Annotated in this window: 25 protein-coding genes; 3 read left to right on the top strand and 22 right to left on the bottom strand. The window is 63.7% G+C overall.

The features are described 5' to 3' along the window. Positions 1–186: 186 nt before the first annotated feature. The 15 genes from ftsH to HJA_RS08500 form a co-directional block, all read right to left on the bottom strand. The gene (gene ftsH, locus HJA_RS08430; protein ID WP_035580963.1) at positions 187–2,115 is read right to left on the bottom strand and encodes an ATP-dependent zinc metalloprotease FtsH; all 1,929 of its coding nucleotides are present in this window, start codon (positions 2,113–2,115) and stop codon (positions 187–189) included. A gap of 69 nt (positions 2,116–2,184) precedes the next feature. Further along, positions 2,185–3,264, bottom strand: a complete 1,080-nt coding sequence (gene tilS, locus HJA_RS17985) for a tRNA lysidine(34) synthetase TilS (protein WP_051597526.1) — start codon at positions 3,262–3,264, stop codon at positions 2,185–2,187. Continuing rightward, entirely contained in the window at positions 3,252–4,298 is a 1,047-nt protein-coding gene (gene ybgF, locus HJA_RS08440; RefSeq protein ID WP_035580966.1) for a tol-pal system protein YbgF, read from the bottom strand. Before ybgF ends, tilS begins: the two co-directional genes overlap by 13 nt. 110 nt (positions 4,299–4,408) lie before the next feature. Further along, a complete protein-coding gene (pal, locus tag HJA_RS08445) occupies positions 4,409–4,933 on the bottom strand; it encodes a peptidoglycan-associated lipoprotein Pal (protein WP_081814639.1) in 525 nt (174 codons plus the stop codon). 118 nt (positions 4,934–5,051) lie between these two features. Continuing rightward, entirely contained in the window at positions 5,052–5,597 is a 546-nt protein-coding gene (pal, locus tag HJA_RS08450) for a peptidoglycan-associated lipoprotein Pal (protein ID WP_035580969.1), read from the bottom strand. 229 nt (positions 5,598–5,826) lie between these two features. Continuing rightward, the gene (tolB, locus tag HJA_RS08455; protein ID WP_035580974.1) at positions 5,827–7,188 is read right to left on the bottom strand and encodes a Tol-Pal system beta propeller repeat protein TolB; all 1,362 of its coding nucleotides are present in this window, start codon (positions 7,186–7,188) and stop codon (positions 5,827–5,829) included. Between the two features lie 22 nt (positions 7,189–7,210). Next, positions 7,211–8,131 (bottom strand): hypothetical protein, encoded by a 921-nt coding sequence (locus tag HJA_RS08460; RefSeq protein WP_035580977.1) that lies wholly within the window; start codon positions 8,129–8,131, stop codon positions 7,211–7,213. Between the two features lie 16 nt (positions 8,132–8,147). Further along, on the bottom strand, positions 8,148–8,585 hold the full coding sequence (locus tag HJA_RS08465) for an ExbD/TolR family protein (RefSeq protein WP_035580980.1): 438 nt from the start codon (positions 8,583–8,585) through the stop codon (positions 8,148–8,150). Positions 8,586–8,589: 4 nt separating this feature from the next. Beyond that, positions 8,590–9,303, bottom strand: a complete 714-nt coding sequence (locus HJA_RS08470) for a MotA/TolQ/ExbB proton channel family protein (RefSeq protein WP_035580983.1) — start codon at positions 9,301–9,303, stop codon at positions 8,590–8,592. A gap of 214 nt (positions 9,304–9,517) precedes the next feature. Next, positions 9,518–9,982: a YbgC/FadM family acyl-CoA thioesterase gene (locus HJA_RS08475; protein WP_035580986.1), complete on the bottom strand. Its 465-nt coding sequence runs from the start codon at positions 9,980–9,982 to the stop codon at positions 9,518–9,520. 51 nt (positions 9,983–10,033) lie between these two features. Next, positions 10,034–10,582, bottom strand: a complete 549-nt coding sequence (locus HJA_RS08480) for a lipocalin family protein (protein WP_035580989.1) — start codon at positions 10,580–10,582, stop codon at positions 10,034–10,036. A 61-nt stretch (positions 10,583–10,643) separates the two neighbouring features. After that, a complete protein-coding gene (locus HJA_RS08485) occupies positions 10,644–11,639 on the bottom strand; it encodes an alpha/beta fold hydrolase (protein ID WP_035580992.1) in 996 nt (331 codons plus the stop codon). An 82-nt stretch (positions 11,640–11,721) separates the two neighbouring features. Further along, positions 11,722–12,465 (bottom strand): HesA/MoeB/ThiF family protein, encoded by a 744-nt coding sequence (locus HJA_RS08490; protein WP_035580997.1) that lies wholly within the window; start codon positions 12,463–12,465, stop codon positions 11,722–11,724. Further along, positions 12,462–13,058: a nicotinate-nucleotide adenylyltransferase gene (locus HJA_RS08495; RefSeq protein WP_035581000.1), complete on the bottom strand. Its 597-nt coding sequence runs from the start codon at positions 13,056–13,058 to the stop codon at positions 12,462–12,464. Before HJA_RS08495 ends, HJA_RS08490 begins: the two co-directional genes overlap by 4 nt. Beyond that, entirely contained in the window at positions 13,055–14,341 is a 1,287-nt protein-coding gene (locus tag HJA_RS08500) for a glutamate-5-semialdehyde dehydrogenase (RefSeq protein ID WP_081814617.1), read from the bottom strand. Before HJA_RS08500 ends, HJA_RS08495 begins: the two co-directional genes overlap by 4 nt. Before the next feature lie 129 nt (positions 14,342–14,470). Between HJA_RS08500 and HJA_RS08505 the strand changes: the two genes are divergently transcribed. Next, entirely contained in the window at positions 14,471–16,039 is a 1,569-nt protein-coding gene (locus HJA_RS08505; RefSeq protein ID WP_035581003.1) for a long-chain-fatty-acid--CoA ligase, read from the top strand. Positions 16,040–16,369: 330 nt separating this feature from the next. After that, positions 16,370–16,777, top strand: coding sequence for a hypothetical protein (locus HJA_RS08510; protein ID WP_035581006.1), 408 nt, complete (start codon positions 16,370–16,372; stop codon positions 16,775–16,777). 256 nt (positions 16,778–17,033) lie between these two features. Here HJA_RS08510 and HJA_RS08515 read toward each other — a convergent pair whose 3' ends face one another. The 6 genes from HJA_RS08515 to HJA_RS08540 all read right to left on the bottom strand — a co-directional run bounded on the left by HJA_RS08515 (position 17,034) and on the right by HJA_RS08540 (position 22,264). After that, positions 17,034–17,303, bottom strand: coding sequence for a hypothetical protein (locus HJA_RS08515; protein ID WP_035581009.1), 270 nt, complete (start codon positions 17,301–17,303; stop codon positions 17,034–17,036). Positions 17,304–17,567: 264 nt separating this feature from the next. Then, positions 17,568–18,089, bottom strand: a complete 522-nt coding sequence (locus HJA_RS08520; protein WP_035581011.1) for a CarD family transcriptional regulator — start codon at positions 18,087–18,089, stop codon at positions 17,568–17,570. Between the two features lie 261 nt (positions 18,090–18,350). Then, positions 18,351–18,692: a ferredoxin FdxA gene (gene fdxA, locus HJA_RS08525; RefSeq protein WP_035581013.1), complete on the bottom strand. Its 342-nt coding sequence runs from the start codon at positions 18,690–18,692 to the stop codon at positions 18,351–18,353. 93 nt (positions 18,693–18,785) lie between these two features. After that, the gene (locus HJA_RS08530; protein WP_051597528.1) at positions 18,786–19,223 is read right to left on the bottom strand and encodes a tellurite resistance TerB family protein; all 438 of its coding nucleotides are present in this window, start codon (positions 19,221–19,223) and stop codon (positions 18,786–18,788) included. Next, entirely contained in the window at positions 19,220–19,504 is a 285-nt protein-coding gene (locus HJA_RS08535) for an RNA-binding S4 domain-containing protein (protein ID WP_035581016.1), read from the bottom strand. The genes HJA_RS08530 and HJA_RS08535 overlap by 4 nt, the downstream gene beginning before the upstream one ends. A 9-nt stretch (positions 19,505–19,513) precedes the next feature. After that, positions 19,514–22,264: a helicase-related protein gene (locus HJA_RS08540; RefSeq protein WP_035581717.1), complete on the bottom strand. Its 2,751-nt coding sequence runs from the start codon at positions 22,262–22,264 to the stop codon at positions 19,514–19,516. Between the two features lie 160 nt (positions 22,265–22,424). Here HJA_RS08540 and HJA_RS08545 point away from each other — a divergent pair, with 160 nt between their 5' ends. After that, entirely contained in the window at positions 22,425–23,516 is a 1,092-nt protein-coding gene (locus HJA_RS08545) for an acyltransferase family protein (protein WP_035581021.1), read from the top strand. Between the two features lie 10 nt (positions 23,517–23,526). Here HJA_RS08545 and HJA_RS08550 read toward each other — a convergent pair whose 3' ends face one another. Continuing rightward, a complete protein-coding gene (locus tag HJA_RS08550) occupies positions 23,527–24,348 on the bottom strand; it encodes a UDP-2,3-diacylglucosamine diphosphatase (protein ID WP_051597529.1) in 822 nt (273 codons plus the stop codon). Positions 24,349–24,393 lie beyond the last annotated feature (45 nt).

Here is a 24,393-nt window from a genome sequence, read left to right on the forward strand (position 1 = left end):
GTCCGCGCCGCTTGTCCGGCCATGACCAGCGGTGCACGAAACCTGACTTCGGCATGACCAGTCATGACGATAACGGACTATAACTGACTATAGCGGACTATACCGGACTAGGGTGCCAGGCCGGCCACAAAGAAAAGCCCGCCGGAGGGCGCTCCGGCGGGCTTTGTCCTTGATCTGTGTTCCGGATCAGGCCGGGTTCGGCTCCGGGTCGCCGGCCGCTTCGCCGCCATCGCCCTTCGGCTTGCGGCGCTTGCCGATGACCGGAACGGCGGAGGCGGGGCCGGTGTCTTCGGCGCCAAGGTCCGGACGGGTCGGCGGCTTGCCGTCAAGAAGATCGGTGATCTCGCTGCCGGTCAGCGTCTCGTATTCAAGCAGGCCATTGGCGATGGCAGACCATTCGTCATGGCACTCGGTCATGATGCGGCGGGCATCGTCCATGCCGGTCTGGATCAGCTTGCGGACTTCTTCCTCGATCTTGCGGGACGTGTCTTCCGAGACATGGCTCGACTGCACGATCTGCTGGCCGAGGAACACGTCGCCCTGATCGGAGCCGTAGTCCACCGGTCCGATCGTATCGGAGAGACCGAAACGCGTGACCATGGCGCGGGCAAGACGGGTCGCCTGCTGGATGTCGGAGGCGGCACCGGCGGTAACATTGTCGTCGCCGAATTTCAGCTCTTCCGCCACACGGCCGCCCATCATGATGGCGAGGCGCGAGGTCATCTCGATCTTGGACATGGACAGCTTGTCGTCTTCCGGCAGCTGCATGACCATGCCGAGGGCGCGGCCGCGCGGAATGATCGTCGCCTTGTGGACCGGATCAGCGGCCGGCACTTTCATGGCCACGATGGCGTGGCCGGCTTCATGCCAGGCGGTGAGTTCCTTTTCCTTCTCGGACATGACCATCGAGCGGCGCTCCGGCCCCATCAGGACCTTGTCTTTCGCGTCCTCGAATTCCTGCATCGCCACGACGCGCTTGCCGCGGCGGGCTGCCAGCAGCGCGGCCTCGTTGACGAGGTTCGCAAGGTCGGCGCCGGAGAAGCCCGGCGTGCCGCGCGCGATGGTCTTCGCGTCGACGTCTTTGGCCAGCGGCACATTGCGCATGTGAACGCGCAGGATCTTTTCGCGGCCCATGATGTCCGGATTGCCGACGGTGACCTGACGGTCGAAGCGGCCGGGGCGCAGGAGCGCCGGGTCCAGCACGTCAGGCCGGTTGGTGGCGGCGATCAGGATGATGCCTTCATTGGCTTCAAAACCGTCCATCTCGACCAGCAGCTGGTTCAGCGTCTGCTCGCGTTCGTCATTGCCGCCGCCGAGGCCTGCGCCGCGGGAACGGCCGACCGCGTCGATCTCGTCGATGAAGATGATGCAGGGCGCAGAGCGCTTGGCCTGTTCGAACATGTCGCGCACGCGGCTGGCGCCGACACCGACGAACATTTCAACAAAGTCGGAACCGGAGATGGTGAAGAAGGGCACCCCGGCTTCACCGGCCACGGCGCGGGCCAGCAGCGTCTTACCCGTACCGGGCGGGCCGACCAGCAGCGCGCCTTTCGGGATCTTGCCGCCGAGGCGCTGGAATTTGGACGGATCCTGCAGGAATTCGACGATCTCCTGCAGCTCTTCCTTGGCTTCGTCGACACCGGCAACGTCGTCAAAGGTGACGCGGCCATGCTTCTCGGTCAGCAGGCGGGCACGCGACTTGCCGAAGCTCATCGCCCCGCGGCCGCCGCCGCCCTGCATCTGGCGCATCATGAAGAAGACAAAGCCGACGATCAGCAGGATCGGCAGGATCGAGAACAGGAGCGAAGCGAAATTGTTGCGGCCGCTGTCGGCATCCACCGTGAACGGCACGTTCTTGTCGCGCAGATAGTCCTGCGTGCTCATGTCGAGGGCGCGCAACTCGCTGACCATCTTGCGGCCGTCAGTGGTCGTCACGATGATCTGGTCATCACCCAGCGTCGCCTCGGCCACTTCGCCATTGTCGACGAGCGTGTAGATTTCGGAGAGTTTCGCGCGCTTGGCACTGGCGGCTTCGGGATTTCCGCCCATCGCGACCGCCATGCCGATCACGAGCAGCGCAATTGCACCCCAGATGGCCAGGTTCCGAACGTTCATAGCATCTCTCTCAGTTTGGAAAGCTTCTCGACAGATAACATAGGGCCACCGGGCCCGAAAAACGACTCTTTAGCTGCGGCGTGGACATTTTATCTCATATGCAGCTGAACAGGCCGTCACCATGGCCGAAAGGCGTGCAGGGATTGCATTAACCTGTTCTGCCGGCAGCGCATGCTCCGCCGCGACTTTCAGATTGCCGTTTTTGATGTGGATGGCCGCCCCGCCGAGCGTTGCCGGGCGCAGCGTGTCCGGATTCGAGATGCGGCGTGTCAGGCGCGAGAGGGCATCCGTGCGCAGGGGCCGGGTCCGCCCGCCGGCAAGCGCGATCAGCGCGCCGAGCGCCCGCTCCCCCTGCTCGCCCGGCGGCATCGGGAGGGGCGTGCGCAGGGTGCCGTCGGCGCGGACTTCCACATCGGCCGACAGCCAGCGTCCAAGCGCCCGGTCCTGCACCAGCCGCAACAGCTGCAGCTTCTCCCGCAGGGCCAGCACCCGGGCGCGCAGGGCCGGCTCTGCCGCCAGCAGCTGGCGCATGCGCACCCGCTCATAGGCCGGATCCTTGTTCGACGGGTCTTCGACCCAGTCCTGCCCTTCGGCGCGCAGCATGTCCCGGAGCCTGGCACGCGAGGCCCGCAGCAGCGGGCGCGCAATCAGCACCGGTACGCCGGTCCCGCCTGCCGGAGACAGGGACAGCGGCTGGATGCCCGCCAGCCCGTACCAGCCGGACCCGGCCCGGGCGCGGATCAGAAAGGTCTCGGCCTGATCGTCTTCCGTGTGGGCGGTGAGGAGGATCACGCTGCCTGCCTCCCGCGCGGCGGCGGCGAGCAGGTCGTGGCGCGCCTGACGGGCCCTGGCCTGGCCGGGCTCAGGGCTTTCCCAGCGCAGCGTCCGGTGCGGGACGCCCAGCCCGGCAGCGACATCTGCCACGAAACGCGCCTCATCGGCCGCTTCAGGCCGCAGGCCATGGTCCACGGTCAGGGCCAGCAGGCGGCGGCCGCGCAGATTGGCCCAGTCAGCTGCAATCCGCAGGAGGGCAAGCGAATCCCCTCCTCCGGAGACAGCAATGCAAACCGGCCCTGCAGCATGGCTGCAGAGCCGGTCAAACGACTCAATCAGGTCTGCCGGAGCAGCGGGGGGCTTTAATTGTCGCAACCGGACCGGGTCCGTTCGACGGCGGCCAGGTCGCGTGTCACGCCGGATGCGTTCGGATAGCGTTTGGGCAGCGTATCGAGCGCCACGCAGGCCTTGTCCTTGTCGCCGATGAGACGCATCGACCGGGCCAGTTTCACCAGCGCGTCCGGCGCACGCGGATCGTCCGGATAAGAGCGGATCATCGTCGTGTAGGCCGCGCCGGATTCGGCATAGGCTTTCTGCTGGTAGAGCGACTCGGCCAGCCAGTAATGCGCTTCGCCGGCCTGCGGATCGCTGCCGAACTGGTCAAGGAAGGCGCGGAAGGCCTCTTCGGCGCCGGCATAATCGAACTGGACGAGCTTTGCCTTGGCGGCGGCGAACAGCGGACCGGCCTCACCCGGCAGGGCACTTGCGGGCAATGTGCCGAGCGAGCCCTGCGGCGCGCCGGGCGGCACAGCCGAAGCCGGGGTCGTATCAATCGCGGCGGTCTCTTCCGGCGCACCGGACTCAGAACGCGGCAGAAGCCGTTTCGGGCCGGTCGTCTCCGGTTCAACCGTTGCCGTGCGGGACATGCTGCCCGTCGCGGAAGGCCGGGACGGCGCAGACGCCGCCGCACCGGCAGATTCGTAAGGGTCCGTCGAGGCCGCGCCCGGATAGTCGGACAGGCCGGTAGCGGCCTCCCCTTCCGGCGGGTCCATGCCGAGGGAGCGGGCCTGCAGGTCCTGAATGGCGCGCGACTGGGCACGCAGCTCACTCTTCAGGGCGTTGATCTCGCGGGCCAGCGCTTCATTGTCATTGACCAGCGTTTCATTCTCGTTGCGGGCCTGCTGCAGCTGGAATTCCAGCGTCTCGACCCGGCCCGTCAGGGTCATCAGGTCGCTGGACAGGGCGTTCACCTGCACTTTCGTGTCCGCACTCAACTGGCGGGCCTGCGAAATCTGGTCAGCCAGATCGAGGCTGGTCGTGCCCTGCGTGATCGGGGCACCGCGCTGGGCGACAGCAGGCGCAGCAAGAAGCAGGAAGCTGGCCATAGCCAGGGCCGGGGTCTTGAACATGGGCGAATGTCTCCAGGATTTGCGGGACCATAGTAAAGCAGCCGGGGCCAAAATATGGCACCCGGCTGCAAATTCTTTCTGAATCAGATGCCCGGTCAGGGCAAGCCGGATCAGGTATTCGGGGAAACGACCTGGATGAAGCCGTTGCGGTTCATTGCCCAGGAAGCTTCGTCGGAACCGGCCGCGATCGGACGTTCCTTGCCGTAAGAGATCGTGTCGATCCGGTTCGGCGAGATGCCGAGGCTGACAAGATAGTCTTTCACCTTGGCCGCGCGGCGCTCGCCGAGGGCCAGGTTGTACTCACGCGTGCCGCGCTCGTCGCAGTTGCCGGCAACGAGAATGCGGACCGACGGGTCCTGGGTGTATTTCAGGGCGTGCTGCTTCAGCAGGGACTGGTCGTCGCTGTCGAGCGAGTCGCCGTTCAGGTCGAAATAGACGCGGTCGCCGAGGGCCGTGGTCTGGGCGATCTGCCCGACGTTGCCATCATCGACTGCGCCGGTATCGACGGTCTGGATGTCTTCGACCACGTTTTCAGAGGTCGTGGCGCCTTCCGTGATCGGGGCGGGCTTGGACGCACAGGCGCCGAGCAGAAGGAGCGAGGCACCTGCGAAGACAGATGCAGTGCGAATGTTCATGGACATGCCTTTCATGTGAAAAAGGGAGAGAGGAACGCACGAAATCCCTGCCCCTAAATAAAACAGCCGGGGCCAAAATGTGGCACCCGGCTGCTTGTTACTGAATTGAAATGTTCCGTTAGCTGGTGGTGCCCGAAACAATCTGGGTGAATCCGTTACGATTCAGGGCCCAGGAGGCTTCGTCCGAACCGGCAGCGATCGGACGTTCCTTGCCGTAGGAGATCGTGTCGATGCGGGACGGGTCCACGCCGAGCGACACCAGATAGTCCTTCACGACGGATGCGCGGCGCTCGCCGAGGGCGAGGTTGTATTCACGCGTACCGCGCTCATCGCAGTTACCTGCGACCATGATGCGGACCGACGGGTAGGACTGCAGCCAGGCAGCCTGCAGCTTCAGGATTTCCTGATCGTCGGGGTCCAGACGGTATTCGTTGAGGTCAAAATAGACGCGCTCACCGACGTTCACGCGGAAATCTTCCAGCGAACCCGGTGCCGGGCCAGTCGGCTCTTCGACCACCGGCGGCGGAGGCGGCGGCGGCGGCGGAGCCGGCTGCTCGACCGGCGGTGCTTCTTCAACCGGCGGCGGCGGCTCGGGTTGCGATGCGCAGGCGCCGAGGGCGATAAGCACAGCGGCTGCTGTGGAGATTTTGAGATAGGATTTCATTCAGTCAGACTCCCCTGGATGTCCTGAGCTTGGTGACGCCTTGCGGCCTCTGGTCTTGTCAGCCGCCGGCGAACGACGGGTGATGCTTGCACAATCGGGCCGAAATCCGGCAACAATCGGGCGCAAGCGGCTGCGATTGGCCTTTTACACAAAGATTTCCGTGCTGTCTCCCTAAAGCAACGCCCCCGATCGAAGAATCGGGGGCGAAACCTGTAGATTAATCAGCATATTATTGAAGAAGCGGCGACCAGGCAGGGTCAGACGCCTCCGTCTGGGTCTGCAGGCGGCGCTCATTGCGGCCCGAAAGGTCCACAGACCAGAGCTGCGGGCCGGCGCCGGGGCGGCTTTCGCGGAAATAAACGATCACACGGCCGTTCGGCGACCAGTCCGGACCTTCGTCCAGATAGGCTTCGGTCAGCAGGCGCTCGCCCGTGCCGTCGGTGCCGATGACGCCGATATAGAATTTGCCGCCGAGCTGTTTGGTGAAGGCCACCAGATCGCCGCGCGGGCTCCAGACCGGGGTCGAATACTGGCCCTTGTTGAAGGTGATGCGGCAGGCCACGTCACGGCCGCCCGACGGGCAGGTGCGCGGGCTGCCATCGGTGTTCATGATGTAGAGCTGCGGGCTACCGCCGCGGTCGGAGGTGAACACGATAGCCTTGCCGTCCGGCGACATGGACGGCGAGGTATCGATCGCCGGGTGATCCGTCAGGCGGCGCGACTGCCGCGTCTGCAGGTTCATGATATAGAGGTCGGAGTTACCATTGTTGGCCTGGGTGAGCAGGACACTCTCGCCATCGCGCGAGAAGCGCGGGGCGAAGGTCATGCCCGGGAAGTTGCCCAGCAGTTCCTGGCGGCCGGTCTCGATGTTGAAGAGATAGACGCGCGGCTTGCCGCCCTCATAGGACATATAGGTGATTTCCTGCGCCGACGGGCTGAAGCGCGGCGTCAGCACCGTATTGGTGCCGGGCGTCAGATACTGCTGGTTGGCACCGTCGGAATCCATGATGGCGAGGCGCTTCACGCGGTTCAGCTTCGGGCCGGTTTCCGCGATGTAGACGATGCGCGTGTCGAAATACGGGTCTTCACCGGTCAGGCGGGTGTAGATCGAATCGGCGATCTTGTGGGCGATGCGGCGCCAGTTGTCCGGCGTCGTGGTCAGGCGGCGGCCCGGCTGGCCGTTGATGCGCATGACATCCCCGGCATAGACATCCCACAGACGGAACGAGACGGCGATCTTGCCATCGGGCAGTTCCTCGAACGCCCCGACGACGAGGCCGTCGGTCTTGATGATCTTCCAGTCGGCAAAGCGCGGCTGAACATCAATCGACAGATCCTTCTGGATGAAGGAGGCCGGGTTCTGCATTTCGAACAGGCCGGTCGATTCCAGGTCGTTGCGCACGACATCGGCAATCTGACGGGCAAGATCGGTGTTCGTCCCTCCGCGGACTTCAAAGTCCGGAATGGCGAGCGGCACCGGTTTGAAGTTGCCGGGACCCTCCACAAGCACTTTGAGTTCGGCCGAGGCGGTGGGCGCCAATCCGATGGCGGCGGTGAAGGCCATCACCAGGGCGAGCAGCAGGCGGGTCATGGGATTCCTCCTTTGAGTGGGTCTAGGGCTGTGTCGGGCTGACGGTGACATTGATGTCTTTCCACAGGTCATAATCGTCTTCGGGCAATTGGTAAGGGGCACATTTGCGGACGGCGCGCAACGCCACGTCGACCGCGATGCCGGAGCGGCCAATCGGGCGCGAGCGCGGGCTGACCAGTTCGACATTGCCTTTCAGCGTGCCGTCCGGGTTCAGCGTGATGCGCATCTGGACATCGATCTGGTCCTCCTTGGGCAGATCGGACACACCGCGCCAGCAGGTATAGATCTGGCGGCGCATGGCGGCCTGCAGCGAGGCCGTATTGCCGCGGCGCTCCCCTGCCCCGGGGCGGGTTTCCTGGGCATCGCGCAGCACCGGCTTGTTGATCTGCGGCGGGACTTCCTCGCGCGGCTTGCGGCGTTCGTCCTCTGCCTTGTCCTTCAGGATGTCCTCGAACTCGTTCAGGAAGTCGAGATCGTCCGTGGCCTTCGGCTTCTGCTTCTCGATCAGCTTGGGCTCTTCCTTCTTGGGCGGAGGCGGTTCTTCCTTTTCAGGTTCGGGCGCAGGCTCGGGTTCCGGTTCGGCTTCCTCGTCGGGAATGACGACTTCTTCCTCTTCCGGGGCCGATTCCTCCTCAGGCGGAGGTTCAGGCGCCTCTTCCACCTCTTCGGGGACGGCCTCTTCTTCTTCCTGCGGCTCCTCGGCCTTCTGGACCGGGGCGATGTCGGTCACCAGGCCGATCTCCACGAAATCGATGGGCACATCGATGGCGCTGGCGCATTGCGGGATGCGCATCAGGATGTCGACCGGCGCAAGGCCCGGCTCCTCCTTCTGGAGGCGCTCGATCATCTTGTCGCAATCCGACTTCTGGTGCGGCCATGACAAGACCGCCGCCGCAAGGACGGATGCGTGCACGATCGTGGAGACTGTCAGGCCGCGAAGCATTCCTGCCGGCCGCTCCTTATTTCTTCTGTTCCGTTACGAGCGAGACGCGGGTGTAACCGGCGGCCCGGATCTCGGACATGACTTCCATCATGATGCCATAGGGCGTGGCTTCATCGCCGCGCACATAGATCGGCTTGTCATAGCCTTCGCCGATGATTGCCTGCAGTTGCGGGCCCAGCGTATCGACCTGAACTTCCGTATTCTGGATGAACACAGAGCCGTCCGACTTGATCGTGATGGCCAGCGGGGCATCGTTCGGATCTGTCTGGATCGGGCCGGACTTGGTTTTCGGCAGGCTGATGTCCTCACCCCGCACCAGCATCGGCGCGGTGATCATGAACACGATCAGCAGGACGAGCATGACGTCCACAAAGGGCGTCACGTTGATTTCGGCATTGAGAGAGCGGCGCCCGCGCCGTCCGCCCTTGCCGCCGGAGCCGAGGATCATACCCATGCGCTCAGTCCCGCGCCGGATCCGACGCCCGGCGCGACAGGCGCACCAGGACATCCTGCGAGAAGGCGTCGAGCTGGTCGGCGAACCGCGTCAGGTCGCCGGTAAACTTGTTGTAGAAGATAACGGCCGGGATGGCGGCCACGAGCCCCATGCCGGTGGCGAACAGGGCTTCGGCAATCGGGCCGGCCACGGTGCCGAGGCTGGTGTCCTGTTGGGCGGCAATGTTGAGGAAGGCGTTCATGATGCCCCAGACCGTGCCGAACAGGCCGATGAAGGGCGAGGCAGATCCGATCGTCGCCAGCACGCCGAGGCCATTGCCGGCGCGGCCAAGCTCGCGGTCGATGGTGGCGCGCATGGAGCGCTCGGCCCGGTTGACGAGGGCGGTCGCTTCGCCGGAACCCGGCGGCACGCGGCGCGCATCCGACCATTCCCGGGCAGCCGCCTGAAAGACACGGCTGGCCGCATCACCGCCGCCGGAGCCGGGGCGCAGGTCGAGGTCTTCAGTCCGGCCATTCCAGAAGGCGTCTTCAAACTGGCGGGCCTTTTTCCGGGCCGAGCCGAGCGAGAAGAGCTTCTCGCCGATCACGATCCAGGACCAGACCGAGGCCAGGAACAGCATGAACATGACCAGTTTGACCACCGGATCCGCCTCGAAAATGAGGGCAATCAGGGAAAAGTCGGTATTACTGGCCGCTGTGCCGATCGCTTCCGATTCCATAGGATGAATGTGCTCCTTGAAGATGGCAGGCCGGCAGCCCGCAGATAAGGCATGCGTCCCGTGGGGACGGGCGCTTTGTGCCCCTGTTTCTACAACAATTCCGGCAGAAACACGGCAGAGCGCCCTGATTCCGCAGCTTGCCTCCCGGCTAGGTGGGAAGGGTTAAGAATTTGTTCGATTTTATTAACCCTGCACGGGAAACAGGCAGGGCGAGTTATGCCGGATCCGCCCCGGTCCAGCGGAACGCGGCGAGCGTGTCCGTCATCTCGCGGACGGGACGGCGCGGGCGGCCATCGGCATGGATCATCACCGCGGTGATCTCGCCCTCGGCGATCACCTCCCCATCCCGCAGGCAGGCCTGACGGAACAGGAAGCGCGGGCCGTCGAGGCCGAGATAACGCGTCCGGATCTGCAGGAGGTCGTCCACTTTCGCGGCGCGCTTGTAGTCCACCGCCACGCGGGTCAGCGTGAAGGCGGCAGGGTCCTCCCGGTTCAGCAGGTCCTGGTGCGAGACGCCTGCATCGCGCAGGCAATCGGACCGGCCCCGCTCGAAGAAGCGGAGATAGTTCGCATGATAGACCATGCCGGTGAAATCGGTGTCTTCGTAATAGACACGGACCTCGATCCAGTGCTGGCGCTCAGCGTCGAAATTGCGGTCATCAAGGGCAGGCAGGCTCATGATTTCGCCGTACCAGAGGCGGCGAGAGCCGTCACCCCTGTTGCGCCCGCCTTAGTCACGCTGCCGCGTCAGTTCCAGCGGCGCCGTCCGGTAGCCGAGCGCCTCGGCGCGTTCTTTAAGCGCTTTCAGTTTCTTCGCTTCCAGCTTCGGCGTGCGCGACAGGATCCAGAGATATTTGCCATCCGGGCTGCCGACGAGCGAGGCAGAATAGTCCGGCTCCAGTGCGAGGATCCAGTAGTCGCCCTCGGCAAAGGGCACCCAGGACGGGGCGAACTTGACCTTCAGCTGGCTGTTGCCTGTGCCCTCCACGATCCGGGCCCGGCCTTCGGCGACCTTTTTCTTCCCGTCGAGCGTGTCCTTGAAACAAGTGTTCGTGACAGCGATGGTCCCGTCATCATTGACGTCATATTCGGCGGTCACGCCGGTGCAGTCGCGCTCGAACCAGTTGGGATAGCGGGCGATCTCGTACCAGAGCCCGGCATAGCGGCTAAGGTCGACCGAGGAGACCGTCTCCGGAGCGGATGGCTCTTCGCGATAATCGGGCTGGCTGGTGCAGGCGGCGAGCAGCAGGGCAGAAATGGCAGGAATGGCGAGGCGCATGGGAAAGTCTCCTTCCTCTCAGATACGCGCGAGACCGGTCACTGGTTTCCAGACATTGGCATCAGCCGTCTTCCGTCGGCTCTGCCGCCTCCGGCTCCGGCGCGTTTAGCTCTGCCAGGAAGGCGCGCAGGTCGCCAGCGGATTCGGCGGCCAGTTCTTCCTGTGGCAGGTGACCGGCATCCGGATAGATGACCAGTTCGGCCCCCGGGATGGCGTCTGCGAATTTGCGCGCCGCCGCGACGGGGATCAGCTTGTCCTGCTCGCCATGCAGGATCAGGGTCGGCACATCGATCCCGGACAGGGCGTCTTTCGTGGCCCAGACGCGCCCCTTCCCGCCGGAGGTCAGCGCCATCAGGGCGTCGCGGTGACAGGGCGCCCGGGCGAGCGCCGTGTAGCGGTTGACCATGTCGTCGGTTGCCAGATCCGGATTGGCAAAACTGTCCCGCAGGCCATCACGCACGAGCCAGGTCATATCGGTGTTCTTCATCAGCCGCCGGGCAACGGGATTCGACAGCAGCTTGAACACGATGGGATCCGATTTTTCTTCCTGTGCGTTTTCAGGCCAGCCGGACGCATCGACCAGGACCAGCCCGTCCAGCCGCGAGGGATGTGCCAGCGCATAGGCCCAGGCGACACCGCCGCCCATGGAATTGCCGGCAAGCGTGAACGTGTCGAGGCCGAGGGATTTCGTCACCGCATCGACCGTCTCGACGAATTGCTCGGTGCCGATCCGCTCGCTCTCAAGGCAATTGGTCAGGCCGTGGCCGGGCAGGTCGAGCGAGATCACGCGGTAATCGCGCTTCAGATTCGCAACCCAAGGTTCCCAGGTGTGCAATGAGGACGAAAATCCGTGCACCAACACAATTGCCGGCGCATCGCGCGGACCGACATCGCGGTAATGGACGCGCAGCCCATTTTCGAGCGGCAGGATGCGGCTGTCCGAATTGGCATAGACAAGTTCAAGCCGGTCATAGCCGATGTCTGCACGCTGCAGGGCGAACCAGCCAGCTGCCAAAATCGCAACAAAGGTAAGCAGAACCACCAGAAAACGGCGCATACCCGTTTCCTTCCTCCCGGTTGATTTCTGAATCAGGCTGGCAGAGTAAGCGCCCCCGGTCCTGCCCTGTCAATTACGGGACTCACCTGGCGCCACAAACCGCGCAGGCTTTGTCGCGCCGCAGCATGACCGTTCGCGACTCGCCGCCAAGTCCATTGATCAAAAGGACGCGGCCAATCAGGGGCCGCCCTGCACCAGTGATCAGTTTCACCGCTTCCATCGCCATGGCGGACCCGGTCATACCGGTCAGTGCACCGACCACGCCCACTTCGTCGCAGGCCTCTGCATCGGGCGGGGTTTCCGGCACCCAGCACCTGTAGCAGGGCGCATCCGCCTGCACGCCGGACGCAAAAACGCTGACCTGACCGTTCCAGCCGGCTGCGGCGCCATGCACCATGACCCGGCCAGTCTCGTGCGCCAGCCGGTTCAGCGCATAGCGTGTCGGAAAATTGTCGCTCGCATCGATCAGGATGTCCCCGGCCGGGGCCGCGCCCTCTCCAAAGCGCTCTGTCTTCACTTCCACATTCAGGGAAGGATCCATTCCGCGCAGCCGGGCTGCCAGCCCTTTCGCCTTCAGCGCGCCAATCTCTTCATCCGTAAACTGAATCTGCCTCTGGAGGTTTGAGCGCTCCACCCGGTCATCGTCCCAGAGTTCGATCTTTCCTACACCGGCCGCCGCGAGATAGAGCGCGCACGGCCCGCCAAGGGCGCCGGCACCGATTATGGACACATGTGCCGCGCGAAGCTTCTGCACGCCGGGCCCGCCGATCTCCTTCAGCAGGATATGGCGGCGGTGGCGGTCCAGCTCTTCCGGTGTCAGGCTCATGCCCTGCCCTCCCGGATCGCCGTGGAAGACGACGGGTCCAGCGGGCCGGTCAGATAGACCCAGGCAGGCGCCGCGAGGTCCGGCAGCAGCGGGGCGTAAGCTTCCGCAATGCGGTCTTTCACAAAGGTGCGGGTGAATTTCGAATTGCGTGCCCCGGGTCCCACCCCCGGCCGGGCCACGATGGCAATCGGCATCAGCCGGGCAATATCCTGCCAGCGCCGCCAATGGTGGAAACCGACCATATTGTCAGCGCCCATCAGCCAGACGAAATCTGCCTCCGGCGCATGAGAAACCAGCGTCAGAAGCGTCGGCCAGGAATAGCTGTAACCCAGCTGCTGCTCGATGTCGGTGACGATCATGCGCGGATGATGCCCCGCAATGGCTTCAGCCGACGCAAGACGTGCGTTGAAGTCACCATGGTCTGACTTCAGCGGATTACCGCGGGCAACGATCCACCAGACCCAGTCGAGCCGGAGCCGTTTCATCGCTGTTTCGGCAAGGTGGAGGTGTCCGGTATGGGCCGGGTTGAAGCTGCCACCGAACAGGCCGATGCGCAGCCCCTTTGCAGGACCCGGTAACCGGACTGGCCTCAAGGACGGACCTGCCCCTTGCCGCGGACGAGGTATTTATAGGTCGTCAGCTGTTCTGCGCCGACAGGGCCGCGCGCATGAATGCGCCCCGTCGCGATGCCGATCTCGGCGCCCATGCCAAACTCGCCGCCATCGGCAAATTGGGTGGACGCATTATGCAGCAGGATGGCGCTGTCGACATCGGCGAAGAATTTGTCGGCCACGGCCTGGTCTTCGGTGATGACCGCCTCGGTATGGCCGGACGACCAGCGGGAGATGTGCGCCAGTGCGCCATCAATTCCGTCGACGACGGCCACGGCGAGGATCGGCGCGAGATATTCGGTTGCCCAGTCCTCTTCGGTCGCAGGCTTCATGTCGGCAACGATCGCGCGGGCGCGTTCGTCCCCGCGCAGCTCGCAGCCGGCCTCTTTCAGTGCATCGGCCAGTTTCGGCAGCAGCGTCCCGGCAATTGCAGCGTCGACCAGAAGCGTCTCGGCCGAGCCGCAGATGCCGGTGCGGCGCATCTTGGCGTTCACGGCGGTTGCGATGGCCTTCTCCGGATCGGCCGCGCCGTCGATATAGACATGGCAAAGGCCTTCAAGGTGGCCGATCACCGGGACGCGGGCATCCATCTGGACGCGCTCGACCAGGCCGCGCCCGCCACGGGGCACGATCACGTCGACATTGCCGTCGAGACCGGCCAGAAGATGGCCGACGGCTTCGCGGTCCTGTGTCGGGACCAGCTGGATCGCGTCCTGCGGCAGGCCTTCTTTCTCAAGCGCACCGCGCATGGCGCTGACCAGCGCGCGGGACGAAAGCGCGCTTTCCGAGCCGCAGCGCAGGATCGCGGCATTGCCGGAGCGCAGGCAAAGCGCGCCAGCGTCGGCTGTCACATTCGGGCGACTCTCATAGATGATGCCGATCACGCCCAGCGGCACGGCAACGCGCGCAATGTCGAGGCCGGACGGCACGGTCCAGCGGGCCAGCTCGCGGCCAATCGGGTCTGCCAGGCAGGAAACGGCTTCGACGCCGCCGGCGATGCCTTCGACGCGGGCCTCGTCCAGTGCCAGCCGGTCGAGCATGGCCGCATCCAGGCCCTTGGCCCGGGCGGCTTCCATGTCTTCTGCATTGGCGGCGAGGATCTCCGGCGCCGCAGCACGGATGGCGGCCGCGATGGCTTTCAGGCCGCGGGTACGGTCCTCTGGGGTGAGCTTGCCGAGCGCGCGGGAAGCTGCCCGGGCGTTCCGGCCCAGTTGTAGCATGGTTTCAGCGAGGTCGGCGTTCGGTGCGGGGGTCTGAATAGTCATAGGCTTCAAGTGCCGTAAACGCGCGTGGGCTGCAAGGGTTCCGCCTGCAGCTGCAGGCCGGACATGGGCTGACAAGCGGGCGGAACCGGCTAAAGTCTGCGGCAATAAAGAGACAGGCCGGAGGACCCCATGATCGACACAGAGGCAATGCCCTTCCTGGCGGACATTCCCCGCGTTCAGGCCCAGATGCGCCCCAATGACACCGCTTTCTGGTTCGAAGGCGAGACGACGACCTATCAGGACCTCGACACCTATTCCAGCCAGGTCGCCAACGGGCTGATCGGTGCGGGCATCGAACCGGATGACCGGGTCGGCTACCTCGCGAAGAACACATCACAATATTATGAGATGCTGTTCGGCGCCGCCAAGGCCCGCGCCGTGATGACCGCCGTGAACACGCGGCTCGCCGCGCCGGAAGTGAAGTTCATCCTGTCCGATGCAGGCGCGAAAGTGCTGTTCGTCGGCAAGGATTTCTACGCCATGGCCGAAGAGATCCGCGCAGAGCTGCCGGATCTCGTCCAGATCATCGCCATTGATGGCGGCCATCCCGAATGGCCCGACTATCGCGAATGGCGCGACAGCCAGAGCGCCGCCCTGCCGGGCCTGACCCCCAAGGCAGATGATGACGTCATCCAGCTCTACACGTCCGGCACGACCGGCCTGCCGAAAGGCGTGCAGCTGACCAATGCGAACTATCACGCCCTGTTCGAACAGGCCGGCCAGCTGGAATGGTCCAGCTATGGCGCCGGCGAAGGCGTGATGAATGCAATGCCGCTGTTCCATGTGGCGGGGGTCAATCTCGGCCTGCTGGGTGCGATCCAGGGCGCGCGCACCGTCGTGCTGCGCGAGATCGACCCACAGGTCATCCTCAGCCTGATCGAAGAGCAGAACATCATGCACGCCTTCTGGGTGCCGGCCGTGATCCTGATGCTGACCCAGCAGCCGAATGTGCGCGACATCGACTGGAGCAATCTGAAGCAGGTGTTCTATGGCGCCTCCCCCATCACCGAGAGCCTGCTGCTGGAAGCGCAGGAGATCATGGGTGCCCGCTTCACCCAGCTTTACGGACTGACCGAAACGGTCGGTGCGGCGACCTTCCTGCCGCCGGAAGCGCACAACCCGTCCTGGGGCAAGCTGCGCTCCTGCGGTGTGCCCTATCCGGGCGCGGTGATCCGCTGCGTCGACGAGACGGGTGAGCCGGTGCCAGCTGGCGAAGTTGGCGAGATCGTCATCAAGGCCGGCTTTGTCATGAAGGGCTACTGGAACCGTCCGGATGCGACCGAAGAGTCGATCCGCAATGGCTTCTTCCATACCGGGGATGCCGGCTATTTCGACGAGGATGGTTTCCTCTACATCCATGACCGGGTGAAGGACATGATCGTCTCCGGCGGGGAGAACGTCTATCCGGCCGAAGTCGAGAATGCGATCTTCGGGCATCCGGCCGTCGCCGATGTCGCCGTGATCGGCGTGCCCGACGAGAAATGGGGCGAAGCGGTCAAGGCCATCGTCGTGGCCAAGCCGGGCGAGACGCCGACGCCGGAAAGCATCATTGCCTGGGCAAAGGAACGCATCGCCGGATATAAATGTCCGAAGTCTGTCGATGTGATCGAGGCCCTGCCCCGCAACCCGTCCGGCAAGATCCTGCGCAAGGATCTGCGGGAGCCCTACTGGAAAGACATGGACCGGCGGGTGGGCTGACCCTGCATCGGTGTCCTGTGCCTGCACAGGACACCCTTCGCCGCTGCGCCCTGTTTCAGGCTGAGACACGCCCTCGCGCTCATGGAGGGACAGGAGGGCTGTTGCAGCCACCTGCCTGAAGCGCAGTGAGCGCCCGAGCACTCTTCCGGAGGGTTATGGTTACCCATCCGTACACCAAATAAATCCGGAAAACGCAGCAAACAGGTCCCGTTCCAGTCAATTCAACAGATTGGCGAAAACAGGTGGAAAGCTTTCCGGGAGATTTTCGTCTGCAATGTTCAGACACGCGGCGGGTTCGGTCCGTCCAGTGCGCCGCAAAGGGAGACGAACATGAAAGACTGGCAGATATTCTTCTGGGCCGCCGCCTTCTTCAACTTTGCAATCGGCGCGCCACTTTTCATCTCCCCGGAGATGATGGTCGGCATGACCGGCACGGTGGAAGCCGTCGACCCGGCACTGATGAAAGTCACCGGCGCGCTCGTGCTCTGCTTCGGCGTCGTCTATGCGATTGTCGGCGGAGACCCGCAACGCTACCGCCCGGTCGTCTGGGCTGGCCTGCTCGGCAAGCTGGGTGTGGCCTATGTCTACCTTCCGGACTGGTATCAGGGCACGATCCCCTTCACCACGACTTTGATCGTCCTGATGGATGTCGGCTTTATCGCCGCCTTCCTCTATTTCCTGCTGCGGCCAACCCAGAAGAAATCTGGTTTCCAGGCCAATCGTGCGGTGAGTTCGTAAGGATCCCCACAAGAAAGAGGGCTCATGCAAGCCATCTTCTTTCCTTGCGGCTGACCGCAACTCAAGTGGCCTCCGGTGTGCGCCCCCCATACGCATTGCACCGGGGGCCCATTTCTTTTCCGGCGCAGCGTTCCGGTGCGCCCTGGCCCTGCGGCCGGTAATCACGCATGCTCACCAAACATCCGCACCCGCACGTCCCGATGCGAGCGCTGGCCTGGCAGGCCTGTAACGTAAAGCCAGCCCTTAAGAACGGGTCTTAGTGAGCGAGTTTCAGCCAGTCGCGCGCCGCAGACAGGGCGATCTTCACTTCGTCCGATGTCAGAAGCTCCGCCATTTCCTGGCGCTGCACTTTGGCTTCCTCATGCCCGCGAGCGGCAGCGAGGTTGAACCATTTGTGCGCGGCAACCAGATCGACATCCGCATCGATCCCGGCGGCGCAGACAAGGCCGGTCTGGTAAAGGTCTTCTGCACAAGCGTCAGCGCCCAGCAGGGCACCTGGCGGCAAAGGCATATCTGAATAGGGCATCTCTTTCTCCTGTCACCCATGTTCCCGTCTGTCGGAGTCTTCTCCGTACTTCAGGGATCAACCCAAGGGTCACCGGAATGTCCGGTGACGGAGAAAAGAGTGCGCCTTCAGGTTTTCGTTAGGGTTAACAGAAGATGGCCCCGCGAATCACTTCGTAAACGGAATGCCGGTTTTTGTTAGGACCAGACGCAAAAACGCCCCGCAGACAGGCTGCAGGGCATTCTCGCATGATGAGGCTTTCAGACCCGGTGGGAAACCGGAGCGTTATGCCGCAACTTTTTTCTTGGCCAGGGACTTGGCCAGTTTTTCCATGGCGTCGGTCTTGTCGATGTTTTCGACAGCCGCCAGTTCGCGGGCCATCCGGTCCAGCGCGCTCTCATAGAGCTGGCGCTCGGAATAGGACTGTTCCGGCTGGTCTTCGCCGCGGTGCAGGTCGCGCACGACTTCCGCGATGGAGATCAGGTCACCGGAATTGATCTTGGCTTCATATTCCTGGGCACGGCGCGACCACATGGTGCGCTTCACGCGGGCCTTGCCGCCGAGGGTCTTGAGGGCGTCGTCCACCAGTTTGGAGCCGGCCAGCGCCCGCATGCCGGAGGCTTCGGCGCGGTTGGTCGGCACGCGCAGGATCATTTTGTCCTGATCGAAGGCGACGACGTAAACTTCCAGCTCCATCCCGGCAACAGTCTGCTTCTCGACCCCGGTGATCTTGCCGACCCCGTGTGCCGGGTAAACGACGCTTTGACCCACCCCGAACGTCAGTGACGCATCTGCTTTTTTCGCCATGTCGGATATCGCCCTTTTCTACGCGTATAAGAGCCGACGAAACCCACCCCAGTCCGCTGTGTGTACGGTCTGAGTTAGGAAATTGCAGCTCTTTTCATTTATTGCTCAAGTCTGAACAGTATCACAAATCTGCAGCTTTTTCAACAGGTCTGCGCAAGCGTTAACTATGTATGAAGTTAACGAACCGCCGGAAATCGTTAACTTTTCCCCGGTTCTGCAGCAATCATTGGGCCGGCAGGGATACTGCCGGCATACAGATTGTCAGTCTCCCGTGCCCGGATTTGCGCTGAAGTATTTCTCAAGCTTACCGGTTTCCTGCGCAAACTCTTCGCGATCGGCCGGCGGCTCTTTCATTCGCGTGATGTTTGGCCATGACTTCGAATACTCGGAGTTCAGCTTCAGCCACTTGCCGTCCGGATCATCCTCCGTGTCGGGCTTGATGGCCTCAACCGGGCATTCGGGTTCGCACACGCCGCAGTCGATACACTCTTCCGGGTGAATGACGAGCATGTTCTCGCCTTCATAGAAGCAATCGACCGGGCAAACCTCGACGCAATCCATGTATTTGCAGCGGATACAGGCGTCGACAACGATATAAGTCATGGGCGGGAGGCCTCTTCAGAGGATTTTTGCAGGGGCGAAATGGCGCGCCCGGGCGGCCCTGTCAATGCGGCGTCCTGCACGGTGTGTTTAGCTTTACGCAGTGCGGCGGGCTTCTGCGCGCTGGCGGGCCCCAGCGCGGGCCACATCGTCGACATAGAGGAGCGAGGCGACATGACGGATGAAGGCGTCTTCCTCATCCGAGCGTTCGCCGTCCGAGAGGGCCACCCGGTACAGCCCCTCAACCACAGATACCCTTGATTCCATGGGAAGTTTCTTCACATGGCGGGTAAAGCTGTAGGAATCGACCGCCTCTTCGGCGAGGGTTTCGCCTTCTGCAATCAGTTCATCCACCGTCGCGGCATCGAGGTTGAACGCATCGAGCAGGATTTCCGCGATCATGTCGCTTTCAATGTTCACATATACGCCATCGACCAGCGCGGCCTCCACCAGAAGGGCGGCGGCAGCGAGGTGCGGGTCCATGTCCCGCTGGGCGGGCGTCCGGGCCCCGAAAAGGTTTCTGAGGATGTTCATTCGGCTCCGCCTTCCAGCAATGTGTAGAGGGCCTGGGCTTCAGCGGGCGGCCCGCGGCGGGTGCCGAGCTCCAGGATCTCAACGCTCGTTATATGCCCCCCGCGCACGAGGGTTACAACATCACCCGGTGTGATCCCCTGGCCGGGCTTGTCGACCCGGCGGGTCTGACCGTTGTGAGACAGGCGCACCCCGCGCCCGCGTACATGGCTGGCGGCCAGTGACCTCGTCTTGAAAAAGCGCGCCCGCCAGAGCCAGACATCGAGGCGCAGCGTGTCGGCCATTCAGCGGGCTCAGCGGAACGGTGTGTAGGTGAAGCCGCTCTCGGTGCCAGCGCCAGCCCTGGCCCCTGTGTCAGGCTTCGGACCGCCCTTCTTCTTCGGCTTGCGCTTCTTTTTCGGCGGCGGTTCGGGCGGCAGGAGCGCAGCCAGAGCGGCGAACGGGCTGTTCGGGTCGGGCTGACGCTGGCGGCTCTGGTGTCCGCCGCCGCGTTGCTGGCTATCCCGGCGCGGACCGCCTTTTCCGCCGCCACGATTGTCAGCGCTGTTGCCGCCTCTTTTGTCCGGGCGTTTACCCTGTCCTTGCCCGCCATCACGGCGGGGCGGGCGTCCGGCGCTCTCGTCCGGGCGGGACCGGGCGCTGTAGCGCCACAGGGTGACCGCGCCGGTTTCCTTGTCCTTTTCGGCCGGCGCCAGGCCAAAGCCTTTCAGCACGGCCGGCCAGTCATCTGCCGGGCACGACACAACGGACGCAAGATCGATCGGCACGGCGAAGGCGCTCTTTCCCGCTTCGCGGCGGCGCTTGGAGAGTTCCCAGCCAAGGCGTTCGGCCAGATCGGCCCGCACGGCACGTTTGCCGAAGCGGAGATAGCCATTGGCAGCGAGCGCCTCTTCCGGCCAGGTGCCGTCGAGCGGGAACGAGCCCGCCCCTTCCGGCGCGAGCGGAAAGGCTTCGCCTGCAAAGACGGCGCGCAGGATGGCGATCATGCGCTGGGCCGCCGGTTTCTGCGCATCCGGCACATGCGCGGCCACACGGCCGGCGCGGATGCCGATACCCTTCAGGGCTTCACGCTGTTCCGGTGTCAGGCGGACAGACTGGTCGTCACTCCGAAGATCCACCGCCGCGCCACTTTCCAGCACGCGGAAAGCAAGACCGCGCGGCAAGCCGTCCAGCGCCTCGCCGGATTTCTCTTCCGAAAGCTTCCAATGGACCGGCAGGACACGCGCGAGTTCCGCGCGCAGCCATTCCTCGATCCGGGCACGGGCCGGTTCACGGTCATGCGGTTCGGTCTCGGTTGCGCCAATGAGGTCGACACGCGGCGACATCCAGCTGGCGCCTTTCAACAGCCGCGCAACCGGCGCGCCGCCATGTTCGATCGAGCCATCATCGGCCAGCGTGAAGGCATCCGACGGCGCCCCGGCAATCTCGGCGAGACGTTTCAGCAGCATCGGGCGGATGGCGGCAGCGGCCGCGCCGCGCACAGCCTTGCCTTCCAGGGTTCGGGAATCCAGGACCGGTTCAAAGGTCAGGCCTTTCAGGCGTCCGACGATGTGGCCTTCGACGGTCACGTCGCCTTCCGGCGTCAGGTCAGTCACGAGTGCATCTTCCTTTTTCAGGCTGGCCAGCAGCGCTGTTGTTCTTCGGTCCACGAATCTTGCTGTCAGCGCCTCATGCAGCGCGTCCGACAAGGCGTCTTCTATCGTGCGGGTCTTTTCCTGCCAATAAGCAGGGTCTTCCAACCAGTCGGGGCGGTTGGCCGCATACGTCCATGTGCGGATGCTGGCAAGGCGTTGCTGCAATTTTGCGATGTCGCCTGCAGTGGATGAAAGATCGTCGAGGCGGCGCTCCATGCCGGCATTGGAGAGGCGTGCATCCGGGTCCATCAGCGTTTCGGCAAGGCCGAGCACAAGCCGGCCATGGCCTTCCGGGCCGAGCTTGCGGAAGTCCGGCAGGCGGGCAAGGTCCCACAACCTGCGCACTTTCCGGGCCCCGGAGATATTCGGCCCGATATGGCCGTCCTCGCTCATCCGGCGCAGCACCCATTCATCCAGCGCATGCGGTGTATGGATCAGAACCGGATTGCCGGACGGTTTTTCAAGGCTGCGGATCAGCGTTTTCAGCGACGAGAAATCGAGATCGGAATTGCGCCACTGGATCGCATCCACGGGGTCGAACCGGTGCGCCTCGATGGCGCGCCACTGTTCTTCCTCAAAGGGCGGGCAGTCGGCCGTCTCGCCAAACTCACCATCCTGCCGGAAGCGCCCGGCCCGTCCGGCGATCTGTCCGCACTCGGCGGTGGTCAACGGACGGTGACGGCGGCCATCGAATTTCGAGCGGGACGCAAAGACCACCCGGTCGACATCGAGGTTCAGGCCCATGCCGATCGCGTCCGTGGCAACGATGTAATCGACCTCGCCGGACTGGAACATCTCCACCTGCGCATTGCGTGTGCGCGGGCTGAGCGCGCCCATCACCACGGCCGCCCCGCCCTTCTGCCGGCGCAGCAATTCCCCGATGGCGTACACTTCCTCTGCGCTGAAGCCGACAATGGCGGTGCGCTTCGGCAGCTTGGTGATCTTGGTATGGCCGATATAGCGGAGCTCGGAGAAGCGCTCACGCGGCTCGGTCCCGGCGCCGAGCTTCAGCTCTCCCAGAATGCCGCGCATCGTGTCGGACCCGAGCAGCAGCGTCTCGTGATTGCCACGCAGGTTCAGGATGCGGTCGGTAAAGATGTGGCCGCGATCCTCGTCCTGGGCGAGCTGGATTTCGTCGATGGCCACAAAGTCGGTGCGCAGCTCCACCGGCATCGCCTCCACGGTGCAGATGAAGTAGCGCGCCGTGGGCGGAACAATGCGTTCTTCCCCGGTGATCAGCGCGGCGGACGCTTCGCCTTTGCGCTCCACCACGCGGTCATACACTTCCCGCGCCAGCAGGCGCAGCGGCAGGCCGATCATGCCCGTGCCGAAACCGGTCATCCGTTCAATCGCGTAATGCGTCTTGCCGGTATTGGTGGGGCCCAGAATGGCCTTCAGGGAGGAAGTCATGCGCAGCAGGTGCGCAGGAAGGCGGCACGTGTCAACATCCCACTGCCGCATGCCTTGCCACGCATGGCCGCTCTGGCACCGATCCTGCAGTTTCGTCACGCGAACCGTAAGAGGATGGCACGTGGCGAGCGGCGTAGTTTACCAGGGGAAAGCAGCACCCGTGCAGCGCTTTTATGTGCTCGACGGGTTTCGCGGCATCGCGGCGCTGATCGTTGTCCTCTACCATTATATCGGACCGGAAGATTATCCCTTCCTCGCGAACAGCTACATCGCGCTGGACATGTTCTTCGTCCTGTCCGGCTTTGTGATCTATCATTCCTACGCCCGTCGCCTGCGCAGCGGCATGAGCGCCGGGACTTATATCAACCAGCGTTTCGCGCGCCTTGCCCCCACCGTGGCCATCGGCGTCCTGTTCGGCGCGGTTGCGACGCTCGCCTATTACAATTCGACCGGGCAGGAAGTGGACGCGACCCGTTTCGCCCTGGTCCATGCCGGGCACCTCCTCTTCATCCCTGGCCTTGTCGACTATAACGATCCGGCAACCGGCATTTTCGAGCTCTTCCCGTCGAACGGGCCGCTCTGGTCGATCTTCTTCGAATTCGTCGCCAGTGTCTGCTTCATCTGGTTCGTGCGCATGCGCCGCCGGGCGCTCCTGATCGGCAGCCTCGCCTGCTTCATCATCCTGTTTCTCGGCGCCTGCTATGTCACGCTGACCACCGGGCGGCTGCTGACCCCGGGCGTCGGGTTCGCGCCGGAACACTTCCTGCTGGGCTTCCCGCGCGTCTTCGCCTCTTTCCTGGCCGGCATGCTGATCTATGCCCTGACCCAGGAAGCGCCGAGATACCTGACACGTCGGCTGCCGGTCAGCCGCGGCCTGCTCCCGGCTTTCGGCATCTATGGCGTCATGCTGGCCATGCTGTTCTTTCCCTTCCACATGTCCGGCGTCTATCCCTTCCTCGGCGTTGTCGTGCTCTGCCCGCTGCTGATCACGGTTGGCGCCCGCATCCAGCCGCAGGTGCGCTGGTTCAACTGGATCTCGGATTATCTGGGGCAGGTGTCATTCCCGCTCTACTGCATCCATGTGCCGGTCTTCCTGCTGGTGAAGACCTACCTGCCCGATGCGCCATGGAAGATTCAGGTTGTCGTATCGCTCGGCGCAGCGTTCGGGGCTTCGGTCCTGATCCTGGCCCTGATCGAATCCATGCGGGTCCGCCAGAACGTCACCAAGCTGCTGAAGCCTGTGCTGGGCTAAAAGCCGGCGCTCAGGCGACGGCGCGGATGCGGGCCTCTTTGGCGACCGGTTCGTCCGCCTTCACAGCATGCGGCTGGAAGTGGAGCAGTTCCCAGCGGCCGTCATGGTGCTCGACCAGGGCGGAGCAGCTTTCCACCCAGTCGCCGTCATTCATGTAGGTGATGCCATTGATCTCGCGCATCTCGGCCACGTGAATGTGGCCGCAAATCGCGCCGTCATAGCCCTTGCGGCGGCAATAGTCCGCCACATGGCCCTCGAAATTGTGGATATGGTTCAGCGCCCGCTTGGTGCGCTTCTTCAGCGCCTGGGACAGTGACCAGTAAGGCATGCCGAGGCGGCGGCGGATCGCGTTCAGCTTCGTGTTGGCCCACAGAAGGAAATTATAGGCATGGTCGCCAAGGTGCATGATCCATTTGCGGTCGGCGCGCATCATGCCGTCGAACATGTCACCATGGACAACGAGGTAGCGCTTGCCGTCCTCGCCTTCATGCAGGGCACGGTTCTTGACGCTGATTTCGCCAAACGCCAGCCGGAACTGGAGGAAGGCCCGCAGGAACTCGTCATGATTGCCGATGATATAGGTCACTTCCGTGCCGCGCTTGGCGGCCGTCAGGATACGGCGGATGACATTGGTGTGGGACTGCGGCCAGTACCATTTCTTGCGCATGCGCCAGCCATCGATGATGTCGCCGACAAGGTAGAGCTGCTGCGACGTATGCGTTTTCAGGAAGGCGCACAGCGCATCGGCCTGGCACCCGGCACTGCCGAGATGCACATCGGAGATGAAAATCGCCTTGTAGTCAGGCTTGGGCTGTTGACGCGGGGAGGGCATCCGTTGGCGGATAGCCTGATTTCATAAGGCTTTTGTGACAGTTCG

It is taken from the genome of Hyphomonas jannaschiana VP2, from assembly GCF_000685215.1.
Lineage (GTDB): Bacteria > Pseudomonadota > Alphaproteobacteria > Caulobacterales > Hyphomonadaceae > Hyphomonas > Hyphomonas jannaschiana.

Bases quoted from the DNA above. Each gene is read 5' to 3' on its own strand.
- HJA_RS08470 (WP_035580983.1), bottom strand. From the start codon at position 9,303: ATGGAATCGGAAGCGATCGGCACAGCGGCCAGTAATACCGACTTTTCC.
- HJA_RS08535 (WP_035581016.1), bottom strand. From the start codon at position 19,504: ATGGCCGACACGCTGCGCCTCGATGTCTGGCTCTGGCGGGCGCGCTTT.
- fdxA (WP_035581013.1), bottom strand. From the start codon at position 18,692: ATGACTTATATCGTTGTCGACGCCTGTATCCGCTGCAAATACATGGAT.
- pal (WP_081814639.1), bottom strand. From the start codon at position 4,933: ATGAACATTCGCACTGCATCTGTCTTCGCAGGTGCCTCGCTCCTTCTG.
- HJA_RS08460 (WP_035580977.1), bottom strand. From the start codon at position 8,131: ATGCTTCGCGGCCTGACAGTCTCCACGATCGTGCACGCATCCGTCCTT.
- ftsH (WP_035580963.1), bottom strand. From the start codon at position 2,115: ATGAACGTTCGGAACCTGGCCATCTGGGGTGCAATTGCGCTGCTCGTG.
- pal (WP_035580969.1), bottom strand. From the start codon at position 5,597: ATGAAATCCTATCTCAAAATCTCCACAGCAGCCGCTGTGCTTATCGCC.
- ybgF (WP_035580966.1), bottom strand. From the start codon at position 4,298: ATGTTCAAGACCCCGGCCCTGGCTATGGCCAGCTTCCTGCTTCTTGCT.
- HJA_RS08475 (WP_035580986.1), bottom strand. From the start codon at position 9,982: ATGAGCCTGCCTGCCCTTGATGACCGCAATTTCGACGCTGAGCGCCAG.
- HJA_RS08520 (WP_035581011.1), bottom strand. From the start codon at position 18,089: ATGGCGAAAAAAGCAGATGCGTCACTGACGTTCGGGGTGGGTCAAAGC.
- HJA_RS08530 (WP_051597528.1), bottom strand. From the start codon at position 19,223: ATGAACATCCTCAGAAACCTTTTCGGGGCCCGGACGCCCGCCCAGCGG.
- HJA_RS08465 (WP_035580980.1), bottom strand. From the start codon at position 8,585: ATGGGTATGATCCTCGGCTCCGGCGGCAAGGGCGGACGGCGCGGGCGC.
- HJA_RS08540 (WP_035581717.1), bottom strand. From the start codon at position 22,264: ATGACTTCCTCCCTGAAGGCCATTCTGGGCCCCACCAATACCGGCAAG.
- HJA_RS08550 (WP_051597529.1), bottom strand. From the start codon at position 24,348: ATGCCCTCCCCGCGTCAACAGCCCAAGCCTGACTACAAGGCGATTTTC.
- HJA_RS08480 (WP_035580989.1), bottom strand. From the start codon at position 10,582: ATGCGCCTCGCCATTCCTGCCATTTCTGCCCTGCTGCTCGCCGCCTGC.
- HJA_RS08485 (WP_035580992.1), bottom strand. From the start codon at position 11,639: ATGCGCCGTTTTCTGGTGGTTCTGCTTACCTTTGTTGCGATTTTGGCA.
- HJA_RS08510 (WP_035581006.1), top strand. From the start codon at position 16,370: ATGAAAGACTGGCAGATATTCTTCTGGGCCGCCGCCTTCTTCAACTTT.
- HJA_RS08505 (WP_035581003.1), top strand. From the start codon at position 14,471: ATGATCGACACAGAGGCAATGCCCTTCCTGGCGGACATTCCCCGCGTT.
- HJA_RS08515 (WP_035581009.1), bottom strand. From the start codon at position 17,303: ATGCCCTATTCAGATATGCCTTTGCCGCCAGGTGCCCTGCTGGGCGCT.
- HJA_RS08490 (WP_035580997.1), bottom strand. From the start codon at position 12,465: ATGAGCCTGACACCGGAAGAGCTGGACCGCCACCGCCGCCATATCCTG.
- HJA_RS08500 (WP_081814617.1), bottom strand. From the start codon at position 14,341: ATGACTATTCAGACCCCCGCACCGAACGCCGACCTCGCTGAAACCATG.
- tolB (WP_035580974.1), bottom strand. From the start codon at position 7,188: ATGACCCGCCTGCTGCTCGCCCTGGTGATGGCCTTCACCGCCGCCATC.